General features: G+C 59.2%; 21 protein-coding genes. 10 read left to right on the top strand and 11 right to left on the bottom strand.

Annotated elements, in window-relative coordinates; all coding sequences use genetic code 11:
- The first annotated feature begins 119 nt into the window (after positions 1–119).
- The gene (locus ACOYQJ_RS22630) at positions 120–293 is read left to right on the top strand and encodes a hypothetical protein (protein WP_422908195.1); all 174 of its coding nucleotides are present in this window, start codon (positions 120–122) and stop codon (positions 291–293) included.
- A 72-nt stretch (positions 294–365) separates the two neighbouring features.
- On the opposite strand, the gene ACOYQJ_RS22625 is transcribed toward ACOYQJ_RS22630, so the two are convergent.
- The 9 genes from ACOYQJ_RS22625 to ACOYQJ_RS22585 all read right to left on the bottom strand — a co-directional run bounded on the left by ACOYQJ_RS22625 (position 366) and on the right by ACOYQJ_RS22585 (position 10,536).
- Complete coding sequence (locus ACOYQJ_RS22625) at positions 366–632, bottom strand: hypothetical protein (RefSeq protein ID WP_422908194.1); 267 nt, start codon at positions 630–632, stop codon at positions 366–368.
- 241 nt (positions 633–873) lie between these two features.
- Positions 874–2,493: a S8 family serine peptidase gene (locus ACOYQJ_RS22620; protein WP_422908193.1), complete on the bottom strand. Its 1,620-nt coding sequence runs from the start codon at positions 2,491–2,493 to the stop codon at positions 874–876.
- A 12-nt stretch (positions 2,494–2,505) separates the two neighbouring features.
- Positions 2,506–3,441 carry a phosphatase PAP2 family protein gene (locus ACOYQJ_RS22615; RefSeq protein WP_422908192.1) on the bottom strand — a complete coding sequence of 312 codons (936 nt, stop codon included), beginning with the start codon at positions 3,439–3,441 and terminating at the stop codon, positions 2,506–2,508.
- 37 nt (positions 3,442–3,478) lie between these two features.
- The gene (locus tag ACOYQJ_RS22610) at positions 3,479–4,990 is read right to left on the bottom strand and encodes an AfsR/SARP family transcriptional regulator (protein WP_422908191.1); all 1,512 of its coding nucleotides are present in this window, start codon (positions 4,988–4,990) and stop codon (positions 3,479–3,481) included.
- A 320-nt stretch (positions 4,991–5,310) separates the two neighbouring features.
- Positions 5,311–5,871 (bottom strand): PqiC family protein, encoded by a 561-nt coding sequence (locus tag ACOYQJ_RS22605; protein ID WP_422908190.1) that lies wholly within the window; start codon positions 5,869–5,871, stop codon positions 5,311–5,313.
- Positions 5,872–5,873: 2 nt separating this feature from the next.
- Complete coding sequence (locus ACOYQJ_RS22600; protein WP_422908189.1) at positions 5,874–7,979, bottom strand: MlaD family protein; 2,106 nt, start codon at positions 7,977–7,979, stop codon at positions 5,874–5,876.
- Between the two features lie 13 nt (positions 7,980–7,992).
- Complete coding sequence (locus ACOYQJ_RS22595) at positions 7,993–8,628, bottom strand: paraquat-inducible protein A (protein WP_422908188.1); 636 nt, start codon at positions 8,626–8,628, stop codon at positions 7,993–7,995.
- Positions 8,595–9,245, bottom strand: coding sequence for a paraquat-inducible protein A (locus ACOYQJ_RS22590; RefSeq protein WP_422908187.1), 651 nt, complete (start codon positions 9,243–9,245; stop codon positions 8,595–8,597). The genes ACOYQJ_RS22595 and ACOYQJ_RS22590 overlap by 34 nt, the downstream gene beginning before the upstream one ends.
- 61 nt (positions 9,246–9,306) lie before the next feature.
- Positions 9,307–10,536: an ROK family protein gene (locus ACOYQJ_RS22585; protein WP_422908186.1), complete on the bottom strand. Its 1,230-nt coding sequence runs from the start codon at positions 10,534–10,536 to the stop codon at positions 9,307–9,309.
- A 203-nt stretch (positions 10,537–10,739) separates the two neighbouring features.
- On the opposite strand from ACOYQJ_RS22585, the gene ACOYQJ_RS22580 reads away from it, so the two are divergent.
- The 5 genes from ACOYQJ_RS22580 to ACOYQJ_RS22560 all read left to right on the top strand — a co-directional run bounded on the left by ACOYQJ_RS22580 (position 10,740) and on the right by ACOYQJ_RS22560 (position 16,392).
- Positions 10,740–11,786: a substrate-binding domain-containing protein gene (locus ACOYQJ_RS22580; RefSeq protein ID WP_422908185.1), complete on the top strand. Its 1,047-nt coding sequence runs from the start codon at positions 10,740–10,742 to the stop codon at positions 11,784–11,786.
- Between the two features lie 106 nt (positions 11,787–11,892).
- Positions 11,893–13,245, top strand: a complete 1,353-nt coding sequence (locus ACOYQJ_RS22575; RefSeq protein WP_422908184.1) for a sugar ABC transporter permease — start codon at positions 11,893–11,895, stop codon at positions 13,243–13,245.
- Positions 13,246–13,256: 11 nt separating this feature from the next.
- Positions 13,257–14,030, top strand: coding sequence for an ATP-binding cassette domain-containing protein (locus ACOYQJ_RS22570; RefSeq protein ID WP_422908183.1), 774 nt, complete (start codon positions 13,257–13,259; stop codon positions 14,028–14,030).
- Positions 14,031–14,099: 69 nt separating this feature from the next.
- Positions 14,100–14,825, top strand: coding sequence for an SDR family oxidoreductase (locus ACOYQJ_RS22565; RefSeq protein WP_422908182.1), 726 nt, complete (start codon positions 14,100–14,102; stop codon positions 14,823–14,825).
- 13 nt (positions 14,826–14,838) lie between these two features.
- On the top strand, positions 14,839–16,392 hold the full coding sequence (locus ACOYQJ_RS22560; RefSeq protein ID WP_422908181.1) for a CRTAC1 family protein: 1,554 nt from the start codon (positions 14,839–14,841) through the stop codon (positions 16,390–16,392).
- Here ACOYQJ_RS22560 and ACOYQJ_RS22555 read toward each other — a convergent pair.
- A complete protein-coding gene (locus ACOYQJ_RS22555) occupies positions 16,386–17,726 on the bottom strand; it encodes a cytochrome-c peroxidase (RefSeq protein WP_422908180.1) in 1,341 nt (446 codons plus the stop codon). The two genes, ACOYQJ_RS22560 and ACOYQJ_RS22555, sit on opposite strands and share 7 nt — an antisense overlap.
- Positions 17,727–17,817: 91 nt before the next feature.
- Positions 17,818–18,621: a DeoR/GlpR family DNA-binding transcription regulator gene (locus tag ACOYQJ_RS22550; RefSeq protein WP_422908179.1), complete on the bottom strand. Its 804-nt coding sequence runs from the start codon at positions 18,619–18,621 to the stop codon at positions 17,818–17,820.
- 251 nt (positions 18,622–18,872) lie between these two features.
- On the opposite strand from ACOYQJ_RS22550, the gene glpD reads away from it, so the two are divergent.
- From glpD to ACOYQJ_RS22530, 4 genes are all read left to right on the top strand, one after another.
- Positions 18,873–20,471 carry a glycerol-3-phosphate dehydrogenase gene (gene glpD, locus ACOYQJ_RS22545; protein ID WP_422908178.1) on the top strand — a complete coding sequence of 533 codons (1,599 nt, stop codon included), beginning with the start codon at positions 18,873–18,875 and terminating at the stop codon, positions 20,469–20,471.
- Between the two features lie 13 nt (positions 20,472–20,484).
- Positions 20,485–21,573, top strand: coding sequence for an ABC transporter ATP-binding protein (locus ACOYQJ_RS22540; RefSeq protein WP_422908177.1), 1,089 nt, complete (start codon positions 20,485–20,487; stop codon positions 21,571–21,573).
- A gap of 11 nt (positions 21,574–21,584) precedes the next feature.
- On the top strand, positions 21,585–22,661 hold the full coding sequence (locus tag ACOYQJ_RS22535) for an ABC transporter ATP-binding protein (protein ID WP_422908176.1): 1,077 nt from the start codon (positions 21,585–21,587) through the stop codon (positions 22,659–22,661).
- 133 nt (positions 22,662–22,794) lie between these two features.
- Complete coding sequence (locus ACOYQJ_RS22530) at positions 22,795–23,664, top strand: carbohydrate ABC transporter permease (protein WP_422908175.1); 870 nt, start codon at positions 22,795–22,797, stop codon at positions 23,662–23,664.
- The last annotated feature ends 1 nt before the right edge of the window (position 23,665 follow it).

Raw genomic sequence — 23,665 nt, 5'->3', positions numbered from 1 at the left:
ACGCGATGACCCACCTCGGCGGATTCCTGCACGCCCACTGGTTGCATTGGAAGCATTAACCAGTCGTTAGGAAATTCGGCGAAAAAGTGACGTAAGGTAAGGATGAAAGGGGATGTCCGATGAATGAGCTTTTTCAAATGACGACCGAACAAAGACTGACGGCGATGAACGACACATGGATCCGGATGGCTGCTGAAGAGGCTCACAAGGCCGGCTTTCCAAATACTGCCGCCGCCCTTCTGGAGATGAGCTGGGAACGCCAGGACGATGCCACCCACCAAGGGCGCGGCTGAAGGTAGGTACCCCGCCAAAAAACACGCCGTCGGGCGATCCAATATGACCGCCCGACAGAACAGGTTTTGCGATCATTCGCCGGACGTCGATACCATCGTACCGCTGCCGGCCATCGCGGCCGCGACTTTCTGTTCGAAGGCCGCCCGGTTCTTCTCGATCAGCTTGATGCGGAGCACCCGATCACGGCCAGTCACCTGCGCGATCTGCGAGAGTTCGTTCAGGGTGTAATGGCCCGGAGTCAGCCCAAGCTGAACAGCCCACGCGTCGGCCCCCGGCCCGGCGTAAGCCGGAGCAACAAAACCAACAGTTGCGATTGCGAAAAGTGCTTTCCTAAACATAACATTTCCTTTCAATCTTGTGTTTCCCGACAGTCGAAATTGACTGGAAGGGGTGAAACAAGATTAGGTTAACTGCGGGGAACGCACCGGGACATCGCCGGGAAACACGCGGGAATTAGCTGGGAAATCGCCGATCCAAGCCCGCGCCGGGACAACAAAAGCCCACACGGGCGCTGGCGACAGCCACCAATCCTACGGCTGTGCCACTACGCAGTTGGCAAAAGCGGAAGGGACTCTAGCGCTAAGGTTCTCTGCTCGCGGCTTCGATTGCTGCGCAGGCATTCAGAAATGGGCCAGGCTCGGGCTTTTCCGGAAGATCATGCCGCATGTCAGGGGCCTTTTGGGCCGTTTCGAGCAGGATTTCTTTGACTCTCGCGACACTGAGCGAACATGTCGGCTCGACCCGTTTCATAAAGGAAATCGTGCCAGCCACAATCGACGCAGCAGCAGAGGTGCCGCCGAACAACGTGTAAAGGGAAACCGGCTGGTTTTGTGTGTAACATTCATCCCCTTTTTCGATGACAGAGCCCGGCTCTTTCAAGTCACCAACGTCGTTCGGCGTGACCGAATAGCCGTAGGGGCCGGGAATATCTATAGCGAGAATTTTGTAGGGGCAAAATTCCTTGTCGGAATAATCACATTGATCGCTGTAATATTTTCTAGGCAGTTTCCGCCCCGACCAGGAAAGGTCGTCAAAGCGGCCGAATTGCGATGAGATCTCCTCTCGGTCGTCACTGGGCGCGTAAATCGTCACATCATCGGAGAACCGCGAATCTTTGTTCGGACGGCCCGATGAGTAGGACGCAACGGTTCCGTAGGCGGTCATTGCGCCAACCACGATCAGGTTTTTGAATCTCTTGCTCTTTTCCGGGTCCGTGGTCAGGCGCGCCGGGTACTCGAGCGAGCCCGGACCGTTGTTACCGGCAGCAACAACAACCGGGATAACCTCGCTGACAGCTTCAAGCGTTTCTTCAAACAACAATTTCTGCTGCCATCGTTCATCGGCACTAATGAACCGCGAATAGCGCGGATTTCGGGCGGCATTGTGATGCTCCTTGTCATCGCAGTGTTGTGGGTCGGCCATGTCCTCGATCGCGCGGGGGATCAGGATCACGTCCGCGTCTTGGCTCGACGCAAAGAGAAGCGCAACGATCAATGTCCAGTATTCATGGCTGTAAGCGGTGTTGATCGGGATGATCTTAGCAAAGGGATCTACCCCGCTATAGGCGATGGTATGTGGATTGGTGTCAGAAGTGGCCGCATTGGCCCCGACCAGACCGGCACAGGCCGTGCCGTGCGCCGCAAAACGGAACGACGGGTTCTCAAGATTTTTGTATTCTTCCGGGCCGGGCAGAATTGGCGGGAAGAAAATCGGTGCGCGCGGATTTATCTCCGGATGCAAAAGCGGTGCCAGATTGAGGGGCTGAACAGAGTCTGCACCGGGGTCCTGTTCGTTGCGCGCTCTCTCCTCGCTCGCTTTCTTCTGCAGTTGTTTCGCTGCTTCCTCGATGTCAAATTCCGCGGTTTTTGCGCCACTGGAGCCATCAGAAGCATAATCCGCGCCAAGCAACCCCCCGCCAAAATCAGCCCTGACCAACATCCGATCAGAACTCAGGTTTGGGTGTTCATAGGCCGCACCATTATCAATGATCGCCACTTTGGTGTCATTTGGTGGGCGTGTGACGCCACCCATTGTGTCAACTTGGTCCTTTGGCTGCGTCCACAATTCACACCCTTGGGTAATGGCGCCACGCTCGAGTTGAACTTGGCCGTGCAGGCGGATCGCTTCGAGATGCCAAAGGTACCCAAGCCCCAGGCTTTCGTGCGTAGCGTTATCTTTGACAACTTCGTTGCGGTCCATATCGCTCTCCAATCAATACCATTCGCGCTGTGCCGCGCGCATTTTGTAGCGGCAGACCTGGAACAGGTATGGCGCAAAAAGCCGGGCCAGTTGCTCACCCGCTGCTGTATCCGATGGGTAATGCAGGCCTGCATATTCCCGGTTCTCGGCGATCCTTTGGGCGACGTGGAACAGATCACGCGCGCCCGGCACCTCTGGGATGGCGCGGTTGATCACCTGGGCAATTGAAAAGTTCTGGAACGAATGGTTGCTGGGGTACGCCGCATGCGGCGGATTGGCCAGGAATGGCCTCAGGGTCGGGTCCATCTGGTTGGGCCGGGGTCGGGCAAAAATCGCCTTATAGCTGTATCCAACGCGTTCGGTGATCTGCAGGACAGTGCGGACCAAATCCCGCGTCGCGGCGTATCCGCCCAGTTCTTCGATCCCGAGAGGCCGCAGAATATCGATAGGATTGTTCGCCGAGACCTGCCGGACGACTTCGTCCTGACGCAATTCATCCTCACGCAGATGGTATTGCAATTCATGCAATCTGGAAAGTTCCGTGCGGGTATCTTCCGCGTTCGGAGGCAGGTGAATTCCAAGCTTTTCAAATGCAAATCCAGAGAAGGTCTTGGCGTCAGCGTCGGAAGGTTCAACAAGCGTCAGCAGTTCACGCAGTTCGATCCAGGTGGCCAGAACCTGATCTCCAAAAGCTGGCAAAGGATCGTTGTTGACTGCAAGAGCCTGCGCTTGGGCCTGTGCCTGGGCTTGAGCTTGGGCCTGTGCTTGCGCCTGAGCCTGAGCTTGCGCCTGTGCTCTGGGGCCACCCAACGCCACCGCTATACTCAGAGATTTCTGCGCGCCTTCTCGTTGCGGGATAAACCCTCTATCTCCTAGCTTCTTGGCCGTAAAAATCTGACCATGACGACTAAGTCGCAAGCTTGTGGCCGGGTCCGCATCTGTGCTCATGTTCTATGCCCCTTTTGGGTTAATCGTCGTCAGGCAGCTATTCTCCAACGGCGCGCAGACCGCTCAAAATGAGCGAGCGCGCGTTTTCAGACGGGATGGGAAAATTGCGTTCGGTCAGTTGTGCGACCGAGAAATTCGGGTTCTGCGCCTTGATCATCCCGACCACACGTTTCGCGGCAGGGATGTCGCCCTTCAATGCATAGGCCGCCGCCAGATATCTTAACGTCGCCGAGAAAATGACCGGACGGGATTGCTGCAAGGAAATCGCATTTTCACCAAGGGTGATGGCCTTGGAAAAATTCCCCGCCCCGGTCTCGGCGATGACCCGGGTGGTTTCGAACCAATATGCGTAACGGCTGCTGCCACCCAGGGCGCTCGACTGTTTTGCAGCCTTCTGCGCTTCGGCAATGTTTCCCTTGTAGAAGTTCAACAAGGCGAGTGACTGGTAGTAGATCGGCAAATCCGGCGGCGTGGACTGCAAGGGCGCAATCAGGCTTCCGGCGCGCGAAAAGTCGCGAAACAGGAAGCCGTAGACATGGGTCAACAAGGAGCGGGTCAACGGGTTGAAGCGGTCCATCTCCAACGCCCGGCGGGCCAATGCTTCGGTCTTTTCCAATAGTTCCTTGCGATTGCGGCCTTGTTTGGCCTCCAGTTCGAAGGCAGAAAGATAGGCAAACCAGGCAAAATACGTGCTGCGCGGATCAAGCTCGACCGCCTTGCGAAGCGACTTTGCCGCCTGCGTCAATTCCGGTTCGGTCAGCCTGAAAATCCGGTCTATTCCGTCCATCGCGTGGCGCGCCGCCCGGTCCCGTTCGTTTGTTCCAAGCGCGCGGCCACGAAACACAGCCTCGGAAATCTGATCCAGAGAATCCGTTATCAGCGCGCCCAGACTGATGCTGTCAAAGCCGTTGGTCGGGAGTTGCAGTTGCCGACCCCAGACAACCTCGTTGTCACTGACCCGGACACATTTCAGGCAGGCCACAAAGCACTCCCCAAAGGTCCGGATGGTCATCGACAGGCTGAAATCCGCACCAGCCGCGCCCGTCTGCTCGGATTGCCGATAGTCGCAGACACGGTAAATATCGTAATGACGCAGGGCAAAGATCAGCCGATCAAGCAGCATATCCCCAAATAACTGTGCATCGATATCCGACTGGACCGTCTGAGAAGGCATCACCGCCAAGTGCAGGCGGTGGCGCTGAACTGTGTCTTCGGTAACGACAGCGCGCTGTTGGCTTGGTTGTTCCCGCAGCGCAATGCGTGTGGCCCGCAACCACTCTTCAAATTCAGGGTCCCGCACGTCCAACCCGGCAAGAAATTCCTGACCGCCCGGCGCGTTGACCGCTTCGGCAATATCTATCTGGAAGATATCCGCTTCGATCCGGGTCATGTCGAGCGCCACCGGCCCTCCGGTGGTTTCCAGAACTGGGCGACCGTGCTGGTTGAGACTGCCCCGAAGTTCCCGCAGCGCCTTTTTCAGACTGTCGCGACCATGCGTCGGGCCGCGGTCGCTCCAGAGCAGATCCTGCAGCGCAGCACGGTTCCACAAGCGTCCATTCGACACCGCCAAAATTGCCAGGAGAGCCTTTGCTTTTGCCGACTTGGGAGTAACATCAATTCCGTCCGGCGAATGAAGTTCGGGGGGCCCCATCAAAGTCAGTTTGAATAAAGAAGACATATCAATTCCAGCCTTGCGTAACGTAAAGCCGCGTAAAACCAATACACGAAAATAGTGTATTCGTCACCTTCAACTAGGCTGGAAGATGTTTTTCCCGATTTTTCCCGGTACGCGGCGTGCCGGGTTTTGCACCGGTTCAGGGCAATGATTGCGCAGGATTCTGCAATACTGAAAGCCGGTTGCGCTAAAGGTTAGCGCGACAATTCCTTGAGGATTTCACTTGCAAGCTGCTGCATCGCCGCGCCCGAGGCTTGTGCAATCCCGGCTGGCGTCGTGGCCTTCAAGGGCACCGAGATTTCAAACCGCTTGATCCGCTCGCGCACCACCTGTTCATAGGATGAGATGGCAAATTGGCCCTTGAGGTCAAAAGTCCCCGACGCGCGGGCGACCATCTCGGAGACACGCACATGCACGGCGGCCTGTGCCGGAGTCTCCAGTGGCCAAGGCTCGGCAGCCACGGTTGCATTGCTTGTCCGGCCAATCTGATCCACCAAAAGCAGCGTCACCGCACGTACCGGTTCGTCCGCCCAAAGCGCCCCCTCGGCAGGGGTCAATGCGCCGTCAGCATCCTCCAGCAGAATTTGCGAGTCCTCGGCGTAGGCGGGCAAGGAAACTTCGCGAACTTCCAGAGTGGAGACGCGCAAGCGCATGGTTTTGGCCTCAGGAGCGGGGGCGCTGTCGATCAAAAACCGCTGATCGGCCCCGGCGCAGGCAGACAGAAACACGGTGGCGAGCAGGAGAATGCGAAACATGATTATCGTCCGAACAAGAGGGAATTGGGATTGCGCTCGATCGCGCGGGCGAGTTTGGAAAGCGCTTCAGCGGCCTGACGCACTTCGCGCAGCGAAGCGACGGTTTCCCGGCTAAAGCTGGATTGGCTTCCATAGCTTGCGATGACCTGTTCGGCCTCGCCAACAAGGCGTTCGATCCGGGCCGAAAGACTAGGCAGAGTCTTGACGGCTTCTTCGACAGCTGCCGCGGCATCGCGCGCGGAGGATAGCGTGGCGTTCGTGTTTTCGACCACACCGCCCGCACGAAGATCGGACAGGGCGCCGCGCGCTTCGTCCAATGCGGCGGTCAGGCTTTGCGGTAGCGCGCGCGTTTCCGGGGTGTCGATCAGCTTGTCGGCCCCGTCCAAGAACCCTTGGGCCGCGGCAAGGAACTGCTCAAGCTCAAGCGAGTTGGCCTTTTCAGTCAGTGCGCTCAGGTCGGCAATCAGCTTTGGCAGATCCTTGGTCGCGCTCTCGATGTCCCCGGCCACGCCAGTGACCGAAGTGGCCGCCTGCTCAGCGGCATCAAGCGCCGAGACCAGCTGACCAACCGCATCGGCTTTGCGCAGATCTTCGGAAACGGTACGCAACTCGGCCACGGCAGCGCTGAGCTCGGCAGGCAACGCCTGTGTCGCCTCGCTGCCGATCAGCCCGCGCGCATCATCCATCAGCGAGACAAAGGCATCCGGCGCCGCACGCAACTTCTCATCGCCAGCCAGCCGTTCGATGGAGGACAGCGTCGCAATCCCCTGCTGCATCAGCTCTTCGACGGGCAGATTGTTGATACGGGTCAAAAGCCCCTCAGCCGTGGCAGCCATGTCTGGCAAGTCCGAGGGTACAGACGGCAGGACCGGCGCGCCGTCTTCTGGAAAGGTCAGTGATGCGGGGGCAGCATCGGGCATTTCCATCAGTTCAACCACAAGCGACTGGCTGAAGATGCTTTGCGATCCCAGCCGCGCGCGCAATCCGTTCTGAACAGCATTTTCCAGAAAGGCGATCACGTCTTCCTGCGCAGCTTCGGGCGGCAGGCCAAGGCGCTGCGGATCGATGGAAATGGTCGATCTCAAACGCACCTCCTGCCCATTGTCGGTTTCTTCGATATAAGCGCCCAGACTGGTGACCGAGCCGATGCGCACGCCGCGATATACCACCTGTGCGCCAGCAGTCAGGCCGCTCACGGATTCATCAAACTCGACCACCAGATCGACCGCGTTGTCGATATTCTGGCTAAAGACACTGCCGCGCGCCGTTTCTTCATCTTCGAACAGGTCGAACACCTGACTGGTCTCCACTGGCGTTCCGCCTGAAAACACCGTGTCAAATGTCAAGCCGCCCCGCACAAGACTGGCCAGCGATCCAACCGACAGGTTCAGCCCGCCCGGACCAAAGTTCACCGAAATGCCCGGCGTCTGCCAAAAACGCGTGGCCGAGGTCAAAAGCGCATCATGCGGCGCGTTGATAAAGGCATCGACAACCACCCCATCGCCCGAACCGATGAGTTGCGGCGTTTCGATCTTGCCAACCTCGATCCCCCGGTGGAAAATCGGCGCGCCTGCTGTCAGATGGTTGCCGTTTGCGGTGCGCAGGGTGATCATCGTGCCCTTCATCCCCGGCGCAACCAGCGGGATTTTGTCCAGTCCGACAAAGTCTGTCGCAGCGGCCCCCTGCTGAGGATCAAAGGCAACCTGGATGTAAACGCCCGACAATACTGTCGACAGGCCGGAAATGCCGCTGGCCGAGACTTCGGGCCGCACGACCCAGAACTCCGCATCGGCAGGCAGCGACTCGGCCACTGTCCGGTCAATCCGCGCCGAGACTGAAATCGAATTGAGATCATCAGAGAACGCCACGTTTTCAACCACCCCGATGATGACATCGCGGTAGCGCAAAGTGGTTTCGTCCGCGACGATCCCGGCGGCGTTTTCGAAATGGATAACAATCCGCTGGCCGCGCTCGGCCCAGGTTTGCCAGGCGATGAACAAGCTGATGGCCAGGGCCGCCAGGGGCACCAGCCAGACAAGCGACAGGTTGCGCCAAATCGAGCGCTTGGGACCTTCAACCACCATTTCGGCGGGACGTGGGTCAGTCATTTACCGATAGCCCTCATTTGGCTGTACCATCGCCTGCATCCCAGATCAGGCGTTCATCAAAACTAAGCGCGGAAAGCATAGTGAACGCTACAGAGAGCGCAAAGCTGATCGCCGCAATTCCGGGATTGATCGTTGCTGCAAAGTTCAGTTGCACAAGGGATGACAGGATTGCCACCACAAACACGTCGATCATGGACCATCTCCCGATAAATTCGACGATTTCGAACAACTTGTGACGCCGATGCGCCTGCATTCGAACCCGCCGCGTCGCAGACAGTGCCAGAAAGGCGATGGCGACAAATTTCGCGATCGGTATCACTATGGAGGCGACAAAGACGATCGCCGCCACACCGTAAGACCCGTGGTGCATCAACTCGACCACGCCTCCAAGGATAGTGCTTTCGGAGGTCTTGCCCAGAGTCGAGGTTCTGAGCATGGGATATACGTTCGCCGGGATATAGATCACCACGCCCGCAAACAGCCACGCCCAGACCGCCTGAAGATCGGAAACCTTGCGGGCGTGCAGGGCCGAGCCGCAGCGCGAACAGCGTTCGGCGCCTGAAGGATAGACCTTGCCGCAATGGGTACAGCCGATCAGGCCCGCATCATGCGCGGTCACGATCTGCGGCGGGTTTCCAGTGTTTTCCACAGCGTCACTCTACTCATGAAATTGTCCTTGAGCACGGTCACAAGGACCAGTGCGGCGAATGCCCAGAAGGCCGGCCCAAGCGAGACATGCGCCAGCCCCGCCACCTTCACCAAGGCAACGGCGACGCCTACGATGAACACTTCGGCCATGGCCCAGGGGCGCAACGCTTCGGCCAGTCGAAAGGCCGGCGCGGCATGGCGGGGCGCGTGCCAGCCAATCGCCATAGGAGCCATGACATAAAGCAGCGCCAGAAACCGCGTGACGGGCAAGACAACGATCAGCGCTGCCATGGCCAGCGTCAGCGGCGCGGTCATCCCGTTCGAATAGGCCATGACCGTATCCAGCAGGGTGCTGCGCCGCACCATGCCCGCCGCGCCCAGTTCCAAAAACGGGAAGAAGATCGCTGCTACCATCAGGATGAGCGCCGCAAGGGCCAGCATGATGATCCGTGTCATCGCAAGGCGACGCGGGGCTTCGATCACCGCGTGGCAGCGCGGACAATAGGCCGTTTCGCCGGACGCGACATCGCGATCGCGCAACAGCGCGTCGCAGGACGGGCAAGCAAGATAATCGTCAAGGCTTTCGCCGGAAATGGGCAAGTTTACGGGATCGGACATGAAGCCAACCTATGCTGTTCTCGAAGGGTTGGAAAGTTACGCTTTTCTGCGTCTGCAGCCGTCAGGCATGCGCCTCGCTCGACACGACATCCTGATCCAGTTTCGACAGTCCGGTAAAGATAGTGCCTTCGTACATCAGATCCAGATTGTCAGTATAGCGATACATCGGCACCCCCTCATTCGGCAGCCCGATGCTTGGGCCAGACAGAGTTTTGCGGATGATCGGCTCCATCAGATCAAAGGCCAATATACCCGAGCCGACAAAGGCCACAGGAATTGGATCGATCAATGCGAACAGGTTGAGCAGACCATGCCCAAGTGCCTGACTGGCCGCGGTGTAGGCGTTGATCGGCGCCGCATCCCCCTGCATCGCCTGCCGGGCAATCTGCGCCATCGTTTCCTGGCTGGGCGCGTGCTGGGGCATATGGTGCTGATCGGCGCCTGTCGCCGTTCGCCAGATGCCATACTCGCTGGCATAGGCTTCGATACAGCCCCGACGACCACAACGGCACAGAGCGCCATCGATGATATGGCACATATGGCCAAACTCCGCCCCCGAGGTTTTCGCCCCCGCGAAGACCTGACCGTTCAGGACCAGCCCCATACCAATGCCATAAGAAAGCAGAACCACAGCAAAGTTCTTTTGAAAGCGCTCGGGTTCGCGGTGGCGCAGCGCATTGGCGATCATGTTCGTATCGTTCATCAAAGACGCGCTGACGCCAAAGGCCTGCGACAAGCCCGCGGCCAATTCGATATCACGGTGCGACGAAAGTGGAGACCAGTTCAAGACCTGCCCTGCCGCATCGACGACGCCCTGTACGCTGACCGCGATGTAGGACAATGGCCCGCTGCCCGGCGGCGCCGACACCAAAAGTTGTTTCACCAGATCAATCAGGTTTTGGACAAAGGCCTCACGCCCCAAAGACTGGGTGCCAACAGAAAGCCGCAGGCCGCAAACCGTGTCTCCGGCGTAATCCACCAGATCGGCGCGAAGTTCGTTCACGGTGATCGTCAGGGCCGCAATGCTCGCCGCAGCCGGATTTCGCGCCAGCGCGACCTGCGGGCGACCGCGCCGCGCCGCGGGTTTCAAGGCGCCGACCGCCTCGGCGTTTGATTCGATCAACTGCCCCGCTTCCAGCAGATCCGAAGTGATTGCCGTCACCGTCGACGCGCTCAGCCCTGTCGCAGCGGCCAGCCCCGTGCGCGACAGCGGAGCGCTCCGCAAAAGCGCCAAAAGGATACGTCGTTGATTTTCCCTGCGCAAATCATCGGAGCGCGCGATCACATTCATTGTTCTACTTTCCCCGCCACCCAATTGCAAAAGTTCCGCAGCGCGGCACTCCACATCGCAAATGATTGGATCGACTACAAACAATCTTGACAGAGTAAGATCGTTGAGCAAGAGTTTTTTTGAGGCTCGAAGTAAAGGGCCCGCAACCGGGGTTGGAGGACCTTGGGGCAACAATAGGTGCGCAAGCACTGGGAGGAGAAATTATGAACAAAGCAATAAAGGCGCTCCTCGCGAGCGCCAGCATCATGGCGTCCATGACCGGCATGGCCGCGGCAGAAGGCAAGGTTATCGCGGTATCCTGGAAAACGTTCCAGGAAGAACGCTGGAAGACCGACGAAGCCGCGATCAAGGAAGTCGTCGAAGCAGCCGGCAACACCTACGTGTCCGCCGACGCACAGCTGTCTGTGACCAAGCAGGCCGCTGACATCGAAGGCCTGGTCAACCAGGGCGTTGACGTCATTCTGGTGGTTGCCATGGACTCGGACGCCATCCTTCCGTCGTTCCAGCTGGCGGCCGACAGCGGCGTCAAGATGATCTCGTATGACGTGCTCGTCGAAGACCCCAACGCGCTGTATGTCACCTTTGACAACGTCGGCGTGGGCCGTTTGATGGCGAAAACCATGCTGGAAAAGGGCAAGTCCGAAGGCAATTTCGCCTTTATCAAAGGCGACAAGGGTGACCCCAACGCCACCTTCCTGTTCCAAGGGATCATGGAAGTGCTTGGGCCGAACATCGAGTCCGGCAAGATCGTGAACACCTGCGAAACCTTCACCGACGGTTGGAAGCCGGATCAGGCGCAGGCCAATATGGAACAGTGCCTTGCGGCCAACAACAACGAAATCGACGCCGTTGTCTCGGAGAATGACGGCATGGCCAGCGGTATCGTTGCCGCGCTCGAAGCACAGGGTATGGCGGGCAGCGTTCCGGTGACCGGTCAGGACGGCGACCATGCCGCGCTGAACCGCGTGGCCACCGGCACCCAACTGGTGTCCGTCTGGAAAGATGCGCGCGTTCTTGGCGCCAAAGCGGCCGAGTTTGCGAACATGATCGCAGACGGCACCGCGCTGGCGGATCTTCCGGGCGTTGGCACCTTCTCGGGCGGCCCCAAGGGTGTGGAAGTGAACGCTGTTCTGATCGAGCCGAATGCGATCACTCAGGACAAGCTGGCCGAAGTGATCGACGGCGGCTGGATCTCGAAAGAGAAGGCCTGCGCTGGCGTGACCGACCCGGCAGTGACTGCCTGCAACTGATCGCCTGATAGCGACAGTACAGACCCGCGGCTCCCGTTTTTTGGGAGCCGCGGAGATATTTCTATCTGTATCAGAAAAATAAACGGAACGACTTGAGGGGGCTTTCATGTCCGATTCTGCAGAGACCAAACGCTTGGCAGAAGGCAAAGGTGATGGCGCGATCACACGTTTTCTGCGCGCCACCGAAATCGACTCGCGCATTCTGGGGATGATTGCCGCCCTCGTGGTGATCTGGGTCGGCTTTGACATCTACAGCGGGATCTTGCGCCCGAGCGACGGCCTGTTCGGCGGGACATTTCTGACCCCCCGCAACCTTTGGACGCTGCTGGTCCAGACCTCCTCGATTGCGGTCATGGCGACGGGCATGGTTCTGATCATCGTGATGCGCCATATCGACCTGTCGGTCGGTTCTATCCTGGCCTTTGTGGCGGTTGTGATCGGCAGTCTGCAAGTCTTCTGGCTGCCCGCGCTTGGCCTGCCGATCGGTCACCCTATGATCTGGCCTATCGCCGTTCTAGTCGCCCTTTTGCTGGGCGGCACGATCGGAGCCTTCCACGGACTATTGATCGCCTATGCCGGCATCCCGGCTTTCATCGTCACGCTGGGCGGGCTGATCTTTTGGCGCGGCGCGTCATGGGCGGTGATCCGGGGCGAAACCGTTGCCCCCATGGATGCGACCTTCAAGCTGATCGGCGGCGGCATATCCGGCACGACCCCCGGCTCGATCGGGTTCACGGCAAGCTGGGTTCTGGCCGTGATCGCCTGCGCCGGTGTCGTCATGGGCATCGTCTATGGCCGCAGCCAGCGTCGCCGCTTCAATTTCCCGCTGCGCCCGATGTGGGCCGAGGCCTTTCTCGCGATCACCGGCTGCGTCGTTCTGTTGGGCGCAACGGCAGTTATCAACCGCTATTACTGGCCCAAAGGCGTTGTGAACCGCTGGGCAAAGCAGGAAAACATCACCATCCCCGACGGCGGTTTTGATATCTCGTTCGGCTACGCCATCCCGGTGCTGATCGCGCTTGGCGTCGCCATCGTCATGACCTTCCTGTCGACCCGGACCAAGTTTGGCCGCTACATCTATGCCGCGGGCGGCAACCCCGAAGCCGCCGAACTGGCGGGCATCAACACCAAACTCCTGACCGTCGCAACCTTTGCCGTGATGGGAATGCTGGCGGGCATGTCGGCCTGTATCTCGACCGGGCGCCTGAACGCGGCCAGCAACGCGCTTGGCCTGTTTGACGAACTCTACGTCATCGCCGCCGCCGTGATTGGCGGAACATCCTTGTCGGGCGGCCTGGGCACGATCTATGGCGCGGTTCTTGGCGCGCTTGTGATGCAGTCCCTGCAATCAGGCATGACCCTGCTGAACTTCGAATCCGCCTACAAGGATATGGTCGTGGGCGGCGTGCTCGTCTTCGCCGTCTGGGTCGATCAAGTTTACCGCCGGCGGATCAAGTGAGGAGAGATCAGATGACAGTGCCCCTTATTGAAATGCGCGATATCTCCATTGCCTTTGGCGGGATCAAAGCGGTGGATCACGCCAGTGTCGATCTGTACCCCGGTGAAGTCGTGGGCCTGCTGGGCCACAACGGCGCGGGGAAATCAACGCTGATCAAGATCCTCTCCGGCGCCTATCAGCGCGATCACGGAGAGATCTACGTCGATGGCAAACTCGCCGAGATCAACAACCCAAGGGACGCCAAGGATCTGGGGATCGAAACGATCTATCAGACACTTGCGCTTGCGGACAATGTCGATGCGGCAGCGAACCTGTACCTTGGCCGGGAAATCCTGACCAAGTTCGGCACGCTTGACGACGTCGCAATGGAGGCCCAGTGCCGCGAGGTGATGGGACGTTTGAATCCAAACTTCCAGCGCTTCAAGGAACCGGTCAAATCCCTGTCCGGTGGTCAGCGCCAGTCCGTCGCGATCGCCCGCGCAATCCACTTCAACGCGCGCATCCTGATCATGGACGAACCGACCGCCGCGCTTGGCCCTCAGGAAACCGCGCAGGTGGCCGAGTTGATCAAACAGCTTAAGGCCGAAGGCATCGGCATCTTCCTGATCAGTCATGACCTGCACGATGTGTCTGATCTGGCGGATCGGATCACGGTTATGAAAAACGGCCAGATCGTCGGGACGACACCGGTCGATGCGGTTTCGCATGATGATATCCTTGGGATGATCATTGCCGGGAAATGCCCCGAAGGGGTTGTCCCCGGACCGGGTGCAACCAACCGCTGAGACCAACCCAGTCTTTCAGCGCCAACCGGCAAAGGCGCTGAAAGACATCCGCAAGGGAAGGAACGTGCGATGAATGATCTTACCGGAAAGACAGCGCTGGTCACCGGCGCCAGCAGCGGCATCGGCCGAGCCGTCGCCCGCACATTGGCCCGAAATGGTGTGCGCGTGGCCCTGACCGGTCGCTCCAAACAGCGGTTGGATCAACTTGCCGCCGAGCTTGGGCCGGAGCACCCGGTCATTCCCGCCGATCTTGCCATCCCCTCCGAACTCGACCGGATGATTGAGCAGGCAGAAACCGCCCTTGGCGGAATTGATATCCTGCACGCCAACGCGGGGCTGTATCTGCCCGGCGATCTGATAGACAGCGACCCAGAACAAATTGAGGCCACTGTGCAGGTCAATGTTACGGCGGTCTTTCGCTGCGTTCGGCGGGTTCTGCCCGGCATGATCGAACGCGGCGGCGGCGAGATTGTCGTGACCAGTTCCGTCGCCGGCCATCAGGCCATCCAGTGGGAGCCGGTCTATTCCGCCTCCAAACACGCGGTTCAGGCCTTTGTGCACGGGGTACGGCGGCAGGTCTCCAAGCACCATATCCGGGTCGGCGCGCTTGCCCCCGGCATTGTACTGAACGAGCTTTGGGGCGCTATCACGCCGGAAGAAATCGAACGACAAGTGGCCGCCCGCGCGGGCCTGCGCTGCGAAGACGTGGCCGAAGCCTTCATGTTCATGATCACGCGCCCCGCCAACGTGACGGTCCGCGATCTGGTTTTACTGCCAGCGGATCAGGATATCTAAAGGCCAAGGCATCGTGGTTTTGCACAAACTTACACTCATTCTTGGAATTGCCGCTTCGACGGCTTGCGCTGAGCCGCGCTTTGAACCCGCCGCTCTACCCTTTGAACATCAATACACCGGAGGTTGGGAACACTTTGTCGGCGGCGGCCTTGCGGCCTTTGACTGCAACGGCGATCACCTGCCTGAACTTTATGCCGCTGGCGGCGAAAACCCGGCAAGGCTGCTGATCAATCACTCTGACCCCGGCGGCCCGCTTACCTTTGAGGATGGCACGCCGCCAACCCTTGCGCTGACGGGCGTCACCGGAGCCTATCCACTAGATATCGACAGTGACGGCATTCTTGACCTCATGGTTTTGCGGGTCGGACAGAATATCGCGCTGCAAGGTCACGGGTCTTGTCAATTCAGCCCTTTTGCGGATCTCAAAGCCGATCTTGGGCTGGGTTGGACCACTGCCTTTTCCGCCACCTGGGAGACCGGGCAAAGCCTGCCCACCATGGCGTTTGGCAACTATGTCGACCGCGCCGCACCGGATGGCCCGTTCGAGGCCTGCGACGACAATTTCCTGCTGCGCCCGATAGACGGCGGTTATGCCCAGCCGCTGCCACTGTCACCCGGCTATTGCAGCTTGTCGATCCTGTTCACCGACTGGGGCCGCAAGGGCCGCGCCGATCTGCGGATCAGCAATGACCGCCATTACTACGTCCGCGCCGGAGAAGAGCAGATGTGGGCCATGGAACCGCGGCCGCGCCTGTATACCGAGGCTGATGGCTGGGCGCATTTCAGCCTGTGGGGCATGGGCATCGCGCAGCGCGACCTGACGGGTGACGGGCTGCCCGAAGTCTATCTGACCTCGATGGGTGATCAGCATCTGCAAAGCCTTGTGCCAGAAGCCAGCGGCCCCAGCTACAAGGACGCGACTTATGACCGTGGCACCACGGCACATCGTCCGTTCATCGGCGATGACGGTCGCCCCTCGACCGGGTGGCATGTAGGCTTTGGGGATGTTCAGAATGACGGGCTTGACGATATCTTCGTGGCCAAGGGCAACGTCGAACAAATGCCCGGCAACGCCATGAAAGACCCCAACAATCTGCTGATCCAGACACCGGATGGCAGCTTTGTCGAAGCGGGCGACGCTGCGGGGATTGCCAGCATGGCGCGAGGCCGCGGGGCCGCGCTTGTCGACTTGAACAAGGATGGGTTGCTGGATCTGGCGGTGGTGAACCGCCGTGCCCCGATGGAAATCTATCACAATACCACAAAGGGCACAGGGAACTGGCTGGCGGTTGAATTGCAGCAACCCGCGCCCAACCCTTTTGCGGTTGGCGCCTGGATCGAACTGGAGGTCGGCGGCAAGGTTCAATCGCGGGAAATCACTGTCGGTGGGGGGCACGCGGGCGGCTCGGCTGGTCCCGAGCATTTTGGCATGGGCGGTGCCAGCACCGCTCGGCTGCGTGTGATCTGGCCAGACGGCACCGCCAGCGCCTGGACAGAGGTTCAATCGGGTCAAGCCATGCGCGTTACCCGCGATGACACCACATTGAACCTGTCCAGGCTTTACTGATCAACAGGCAATCCGCTGGGCACTGATTTGGGCACGCCGCGCCGACCTTTCAGGCTTTGATCGTCCGTCAGAGCCCCTAGAAAGGCAACCAGTTGCGCAATCTCAGCCTCGGTCAACGCCAGCGGTTCCAGTTCATTCGCCGCCGCGATCGCCGAAAGCTCATTGGTGTCGGAAATTGCAAGCCAATCATCATGTCCGGGCAAGTCCGGCAGCAGAGCCTGCGCAGGGTCATAGGCCCGCAACGAGGCAACCGGATCAAGATGATGGCGCACCACCGCCTCAAGCGTGGCGTAGGCACCGTCGTGGCCATAGGGCGCGGTCTGGGTCACGTTACGCAGCGGCGGCGTTCGAAAGCGATACGCATCCTCGGGGCGGCCGGTCACCCGCATTCTGCCCATATCGTGATAATGGCTTTCAAAGCGCCCTTTCTTGCCAGGGCCGATCTGCGGCATGGCAATGGCATGGAATTGGTGATCGGTTTGGAACGGGCCGGAATGGCACCTGCTGCATCCTCCCTTTCCGTAAAACAGCTTTAACCCCGCCATGGCCTGCGCCTGCAAAGGCGCCCCGTCACGCAGATAGCGATCAAAAGGGCTGTCATCGGCGCGCCACTCGACACTGATAAAGGCGGCGATGGCATTGGCGATGTCGGTGAAATGGATCGCCTCCCCTGCCCCGATCACGGCATCAAAGCGCTGCCGATAGTCAGGGATGGCCGCCACCCGGGCGGAAATTTTCTCCCAAGCGCCATTTTCCCCGGTCAGAAATCCCTGCCGCACGGCCTGTGCGATATCGTTCTCGGAATAGTGGCCGGCCATTTCATCAGGCGAAAGAACCGGAAACATAGCCTGCGCCGCAAGGGCCGAGTCAAACCCGACGACCATATCATCCTCAAGCGGGGTGCGCAGGCCCGAGGGTCGTGATGGATCCGCCTCAAGCCGGCCATCATGAAACATATGGGTGAACTCGGCAGCACCAAGGTTGAACAGGGCGGTGGCGTTGCGCGGCACGCGTTCTTCCGGCATGTTTTTCGGGTCCGGCTTGCGATCAGGTCCAAGCCCATGCGCCCCGTCACCCAAACCCAGCGACAGCCCATCCGACGTGCCAAAACGCGGATGATGGCAAGTGGCGCAGGCAACTTCCTTGCTGCCGGACAGGATCGGATCGTAGAACAGCAACCAACCAAGTTCGGCTTCTGCCGGATCAACTTCGGCAAAGCTGGGCGGGGCCGGCGGAAACCCTTGCTCTTGCGAAAAACCCGCGCAAGGAAGGCTCAACACGGATGCGCTGGTTAGCGCCACTATGACCCAGTTTCGAAGTGTCTTATCGCCCATCAGCCAGCCTGACCCCTTGCCTGCGGCGGGCAGTTGGCCCGCTTTCCTTGCAAACTATCGCATCACAGAAATGGGTGCACTCAAAATGGCGTCAGGGGGAAATACCCCGCAACGTACGTCGCGCTGATCCGCCCCTGTGAGAGATCACAACCTCGGTTCCCCACCCTTCACAGGACCGTATCAAATCCGGCGGCAAGGCAACATCCGAGAAAAACGTATCAATCTCGGCCAGAGAGGCGATCTTGGCCGGGGCGCTGCGTTTGAACTTGGAATGATCGGCCACAAGGAAGGTCTTGCGCGACTGCCGCAGAATGGTCTGGCTCACGCTGATTTCCTGAATGTCGAAGTCCAGCATATCGCCATCGCGGTCCAGCGCTGAACAGCCAACCACGGCCAGATCGAATTTGAACTGACGGATCGTCTCGGCGGCCAGATTGCCGACCAGCCCGCCATCAGCCCGGCGCAGCTGGCCACCAGTCACAATAATCTCGCACTCGGGATTGGACACCAGAATATTGGCCACGTTCATGTTGTTCGTCACCACCAGAAGATTGCGGTGATGCCGCAATTCCTGTGCAACGGCCTCTGTGCTGGTGCCGATGTTCAGAAACAAAGAGATGTCATTGGGAATGCGCGCCGCACAAGCACGGGCTATCGCCGTCTTGGCCTCGGCGTTGAGCGACCGGCGCTCTTCATACCCGATATTCGTCGTTCCTGACGGCAGCACCGCGCCGCCGTGCACACGTTCCAAACGCCCCGCCTCGGCCAGATCGGACAAGTCGCGCCGGATCGTCTGAAGGGTCACGCCAAAATGTTCGGCCAGGCCTTCAACCGTGACCTTGCCATCCCGACGGGCGAATTCCAGAATTTCCGGGTGCCGAAAGGTCTGAGACATAAATTTTCGTTCCTTTTCGAAACAGCGCCATTACGCAGTTTTTTGAACCAGATTGCGGCATGTCATGCAGGATTTGCAATGAATTTCGAACATTTTTGCGTCAAAAGATTATTGTATCGCGCGAATTCCCCCCAGAAATGGCCCTGATATCAGGGCTTTGCGAAAAAACGAAAAGATTCGAACATTTTTCGTTGCGATTATGAACGCTCTCTGGCATCCATTGGCACAGCTTACGCAAGGGGAGGATTCGCGTGGCAGGCTCCGCTGATATCAGCACGACCGATCTGTTCATCATCGGTGGCGGCATCAATGGATGCGGCATTGCGCGCGACGCCGCCGGGCGGGGCCTGAGTGTGACTTTGGCCGAAATGAACGACCTTGCCTCGGCCACGTCCTCGGCATCGACCAAGCTGTTTCATGGTGGTCTGCGCTATCTCGAATATTTCGAATTTCGGCTGGTGCGCGAAGCCCTGATCGAACGCGAAGTTCTGCTGAGCGCCATGCCGCATATAAGCTGGCCCATGCGTTTTGTCTTGCCTTTCCATAAAGATATGCGGTTCGATTCGGAAACGCCCACGTCGCGCCTGCTCAGCCTTGCGATGCCGTGGATGAAGGGTCGTCGCCCCGCGTGGCTGATCCGTTTGGGGCTTTTCATGTACGACAATCTTGGTGGGCGCCAAATCCTTCCTGGTACAACATCGCTGTCTCTGAAGGGAACAATAGAAGGCGCGCCACTGGAACAACGGTTTGAAAAAGCCTTTGAATATTCCGATTGCTGGGTCGAGGATTCGCGCCTTGTGGTGCTGAACGCCCGCGATGCGGAAGCGCGCGGAGCGCAGATCATGACGCGCACCAAAGTCCTTTCGGCGGCACGTGACGGAGATTTGTGGCGCATAGAAACGCAAAATACCGAAAACGAGACCGTGACCACGCATTACGCCAAAATGCTGGTAAACGCAGGGGGACCGTGGGTCGGCGACGTCATCCAGACCAAAGTCCGGCTGAATTCGCGTGAAGGCGTGCGGCTGGTGCGCGGATCGCACATCGTCACTCGCAAGCTTTACGACCACGACAAGTGTTACTTCTTCCAAGGCACCGATGGGCGCATCATCTTTGCCATCCCCTACGAGACGGATTTCACCCTGATTGGCACCACGGACGCCGAGCACAGCGACCCGGCAACCCCGCCCGTATGTACGCCCGAGGAACAGCGCTATCTGATCGACTTTGCGAACCAGTATTTTGCACAGGATATCTCGGACGAGGATGTGGTCTGGACCTACTCCGGGGTGCGGCCGCTTTACGACGACGGCGCCTCCAGTGCCACGGCGGCAACCCGGGATTACACCTTGAAGGTGGACGCTGAGGGCGGCGCGCCGATCCTGAATATCTTTGGCGGCAAGATCACCACCTATCGCCGGCTTGCCGAAAGCGCGCTTGAGAAGATCGCGCAGCAACTGCCCAACGTGCCTGGCCCCTGGACCGCGCGGGTGCCGCTGCCCGGTGGGGATTTTCCAGTCGACGGGTTTGACGCGCTTGTTGCCGACTTGCGCGCGCGTTTCGGCTTTTTGACCGTTTTCTGGGCGCGCCGCCTTGTGCGCGCCTATGGCACCGAGGCGCCAGAGGTTCTGGGCAAGGCCAAGACTGCCGAAGATCTTGGCGAAAGCTTTGGCGCAACGCTGACAGAGGCCGAAATCGTCTGGTTGATGGACAAGGAATATGCACGCACCGCGCAGGACGTGGTGTGGCGACGCAACAAGCTGGGGCTGCGCCTGAGTGCGGCTGAAATCAGCAAACTGGACACGTGGATGGCAAAGCGCCGCAAATCCACAGCCGCTGCGGCGGAATAGGGAGGAAGACCTGATGACGCTGGAGCTAAAAGGCGTGTCAAAAGTCGTGGATGGGCGGACTCATATCTATCCGACTGATCTTACGCTGGAAAAGGGCACGATGAACGTGCTGCTGGGGCCGACGCTGTCGGGCAAGACGTCGCTGATGCGCTTGATGGCCGGGCTTGATGTGCCCGCCACCGGCCAGATCATCTGGCAGGGCAAGGACGTGACCGGCAAGCGTGTTCAGGACCGCAAGGTTGCCATGGTCTACCAGCAATTCATCAACTATCCGTCGATGACGGTTTACGACAATATCGCCTCGCCGATGAAGCTGATGGGCGCCGACAAGGCCGAGATCGACCGCCGCGTGCGCGAAACGGCCGAATTGATGCAACTGACGCCGATGCTCAAGCGCAAACCGCTTGAGCTTTCGGGCGGCCAGCAGCAGCGCTGCGCCCTTGCCCGCGCCTTGGTCAAGAACGCAGGTCTGGTCCTGCTGGATGAACCGCTGGCCAACCTCGATTACAAACTGCGCGAAGAACTTCGGGTCGAGATTCCCAAGATCTTTGAAGCCTCGGGCGCAATCTTTGTCTACGCCACGACCGAGCCGGAAGAGGCCCTTTTGCTGGGCGGGAACACCGCCACGCTTTGGGAAGGCGAAGTCACCCAGTTCGGGCTGACGCCGGACGTCTATCGTCAGCCGGTCAACGCGACCACGGCGCGGGTTTTCTCGGATCCGCCGATGAACTTTCTGCAGATTTCCAAGACGGGCGGGCGCCTGATGTTCGGTGAAGGGCAAAGCGCGGCCGCCACTGGCAAACTGGCCGATTTGCCGGACGGGCGCTACACTGCCGGTTTTCGCCCAAACCACCTTGAGATTGGCAAGCACGCCGAGGACGCCCTGGCATTCAATACCAAACTGACGGTGACCGAACTGACCGGGTCCGAGACATTTATCCACCTCGACCATGACGGCGAACGCTGGGTCGGCTTGATCCACGGCGTACATGATCTGGCCTTGGGCGAAACGCTCCAGGTCTGGCTGGACCCGCGCCACATCTATGTGTTCGGCGAAGATGGCGGGCTGGTTGCGCCCGCTGCCTATGCCGTCGCTGCCTGAGGGAGGACCACATGGCCAAGATCACACTTGATAACCTCGCGCACTCTTATTTGCCGAACCCGAAGTCGGGCGACGACTATGCCTTGAAAGAGCTCAATCACGATTGGGAGGACGGCGCGGCCTATGCGCTGCTCGGATCGTCCGGATGTGGCAAGTCCACGCTGCTCAACATCATCTCGGGGCTGCTGCACCCATCGCAGGGGCGCATCCTGTTCGACGGCAAGGACGTAACCAACGCCCCCACAGCCGAGCGCAACATCGCGCAGGTGTTCCAGTTTCCGGTCGTCTACGACACCATGACGGTGCATGACAATCTGGCCTTTCCGCTGCGCAACCGTGGCCGGGATGAGGCCTACGTCGCTGAGCGCGTTCAGGAAATCGCGCGGATGATCGGCATGGAAGAGATGCTGTCCAAGAAGGCCCGCGGCTTGACCGCCGACGCCAAGCAAAAGATTTCTTTGGGGCGCGGCATGGTGCGCAAGGATGTGAACGCGCTGCTGTTCGACGAACCGCTGACCGTGATCGACCCGCATATGAAGTGGGAACTGCGCACCCAGTTGAAGCGGCTGCATCACGACTTTGGCCACACCATGATCTACGTCACGCACGATCAGACCGAGGCGCTGACCTTTGCCGACAAGGTGGTGGTCATGTACGATGGCCGCGTGGTGCAGATCGGCACACCGGAAGAGCTGTTTGAACGACCCGAGCATACCTTTGTGGGTTACTTCATCGGCTCGCCCGGCATGAACGTGATCCCGGCTCGGGTCGAAGGCAACAAAGCCTATATCGACGGCACCGAATTGCCGTTGGCACAGGGCTATGGCCCGCTTGAGGGCAAGGTCGAAATCGGCGTGCGCCCCGAATTTGTCCGGCTGTCCCAATCCGGCGGTATGCCGGTCACGGTGCGGCGGGTCGAAGATGTCGGTCGCCACAAGATCATCCGCGCCGAATTCTTTGGCCATGACGTCAATATCATCGCAGGTGAAGACGACCACATCAGCGCCGATATGAACCGCGTCAGCTTTGATCCGTCGCATGTGAATGTCTACGCCAACGATTGGCGCGTGCAGGGCGAGGCCGCGTAATGGAGAGTCGGCCTATCCTGACACCCCAACAACTCATGGAGCGGCAGATCAGGCTGCTTGACCGCTTTCTGGACCAGAGCCCGGACCTTTCGCTGCGCTCCGAGGCGCAATCCTCCGGGGAGGGAGGAAAATAATGGAAAAGACCGTCAATCAAAAGGCATGGTTCCTTGTCCTGCCCGTGTTGATCCTTGTGGCCTTTTCGGCGGTGATCCCGCTGATGACCGTGGTCAATTATTCGGTGCAGGATACCTTTGGAAACAACCAGTTCTTCTGGGCGGGTCTGGAGTGGTTTCAGGAAATGCTGTCCTCCCAGAGGATGTGGGACGCGCTGAGCCGGCAACTTTTATTCTCGGCGATCATTCTGGCGATCGAAGTCCCTTTGGGCATCTTTGTCGCGCTCAACATGCCGAAGTCCGGCTTTTGGTCCTCGTTCTGCCTTGTGCTGATGTCCCTTCCCTTGCTGATCCCCTGGAACGTGGTCGGCACCATCTGGCAAATCTTTGGCCGCGTTGACATCGGCCTGCTCGGCTATGTGCTCGACGCGCTGGGTATCAATTACAACTATACGCAGGACACGATGGCCGCGTGGATCACCATCGTCGTCATGGATGTCTGGCACTGGACATCTCTGGTCGCGCTGCTGGCTTTTGCCGGGCTCAAGTCGATCCCCGACGCATATTATCAAGCGGCCAAGATTGATCAGGCCTCACGCTGGAAGGTGTTCCGCTTTATCGAACTGCCGAAGATGGCGGGCGTGTTGATGATCGCGATCCTGCTGCGCTTCATGGACAGCTTCATGATCTACACCGAGCCGTTCGTTGTCACCGGCGGCGGCCCCGGCAACGCCACCACGCTGCTGTCGATCGATTTGGTGAAGATGGCCTTGGGTCAGTTTGATCTTGGACCAGCGGCGGCCTTCTCGTTGATGTATTTCCTCGTGATCCTGCTGATCTCGTGGGTGTTCTACACCGTAATGGTCAACCTCGATAAGCGGGAGAGCTGAC

This window comes from Pacificoceanicola algae, assembly GCF_049341065.1.
Taxonomy (GTDB): domain Bacteria; phylum Pseudomonadota; class Alphaproteobacteria; order Rhodobacterales; family Rhodobacteraceae; genus Pacificoceanicola.
This window is presented reverse-complemented; position numbering and strand designations above follow the sequence as displayed.

Excerpts from the sequence above, each read along its gene's own strand:
- ACOYQJ_RS22630 (WP_422908195.1), top strand. The coding sequence starts at position 120 with ATGAATGAGCTTTTTCAAATGACGACCGAACAAAGACTGACGGCGATG.
- ACOYQJ_RS22625 (WP_422908194.1), bottom strand. The coding sequence starts at position 632 with ATGTTTAGGAAAGCACTTTTCGCAATCGCAACTGTTGGTTTTGTTGCT.
- ACOYQJ_RS22620 (WP_422908193.1), bottom strand. The coding sequence starts at position 2,493 with ATGGACCGCAACGAAGTTGTCAAAGATAACGCTACGCACGAAAGCCTG.
- ACOYQJ_RS22615 (WP_422908192.1), bottom strand. The coding sequence starts at position 3,441 with ATGAGCACAGATGCGGACCCGGCCACAAGCTTGCGACTTAGTCGTCAT.
- ACOYQJ_RS22605 (WP_422908190.1), bottom strand. The coding sequence starts at position 5,871 with ATGTTTCGCATTCTCCTGCTCGCCACCGTGTTTCTGTCTGCCTGCGCC.
- ACOYQJ_RS22600 (WP_422908189.1), bottom strand. The coding sequence starts at position 7,979 with ATGACTGACCCACGTCCCGCCGAAATGGTGGTTGAAGGTCCCAAGCGC.
- ACOYQJ_RS22590 (WP_422908187.1), bottom strand. The coding sequence starts at position 9,245 with ATGTCCGATCCCGTAAACTTGCCCATTTCCGGCGAAAGCCTTGACGAT.
- ACOYQJ_RS22585 (WP_422908186.1), bottom strand. The coding sequence starts at position 10,536 with ATGAATGTGATCGCGCGCTCCGATGATTTGCGCAGGGAAAATCAACGA.
- ACOYQJ_RS22580 (WP_422908185.1), top strand. The coding sequence starts at position 10,740 with ATGAACAAAGCAATAAAGGCGCTCCTCGCGAGCGCCAGCATCATGGCG.
- ACOYQJ_RS22575 (WP_422908184.1), top strand. The coding sequence starts at position 11,893 with ATGTCCGATTCTGCAGAGACCAAACGCTTGGCAGAAGGCAAAGGTGAT.
- ACOYQJ_RS22570 (WP_422908183.1), top strand. The coding sequence starts at position 13,257 with ATGACAGTGCCCCTTATTGAAATGCGCGATATCTCCATTGCCTTTGGC.
- ACOYQJ_RS22565 (WP_422908182.1), top strand. The coding sequence starts at position 14,100 with ATGAATGATCTTACCGGAAAGACAGCGCTGGTCACCGGCGCCAGCAGC.
- ACOYQJ_RS22555 (WP_422908180.1), bottom strand. The coding sequence starts at position 17,726 with ATGGGCGATAAGACACTTCGAAACTGGGTCATAGTGGCGCTAACCAGC.
- ACOYQJ_RS22550 (WP_422908179.1), bottom strand. The coding sequence starts at position 18,621 with ATGTCTCAGACCTTTCGGCACCCGGAAATTCTGGAATTCGCCCGTCGG.
- ACOYQJ_RS22540 (WP_422908177.1), top strand. The coding sequence starts at position 20,485 with ATGACGCTGGAGCTAAAAGGCGTGTCAAAAGTCGTGGATGGGCGGACT.
- ACOYQJ_RS22535 (WP_422908176.1), top strand. The coding sequence starts at position 21,585 with ATGGCCAAGATCACACTTGATAACCTCGCGCACTCTTATTTGCCGAAC.
- ACOYQJ_RS22530 (WP_422908175.1), top strand. The coding sequence starts at position 22,795 with ATGGAAAAGACCGTCAATCAAAAGGCATGGTTCCTTGTCCTGCCCGTG.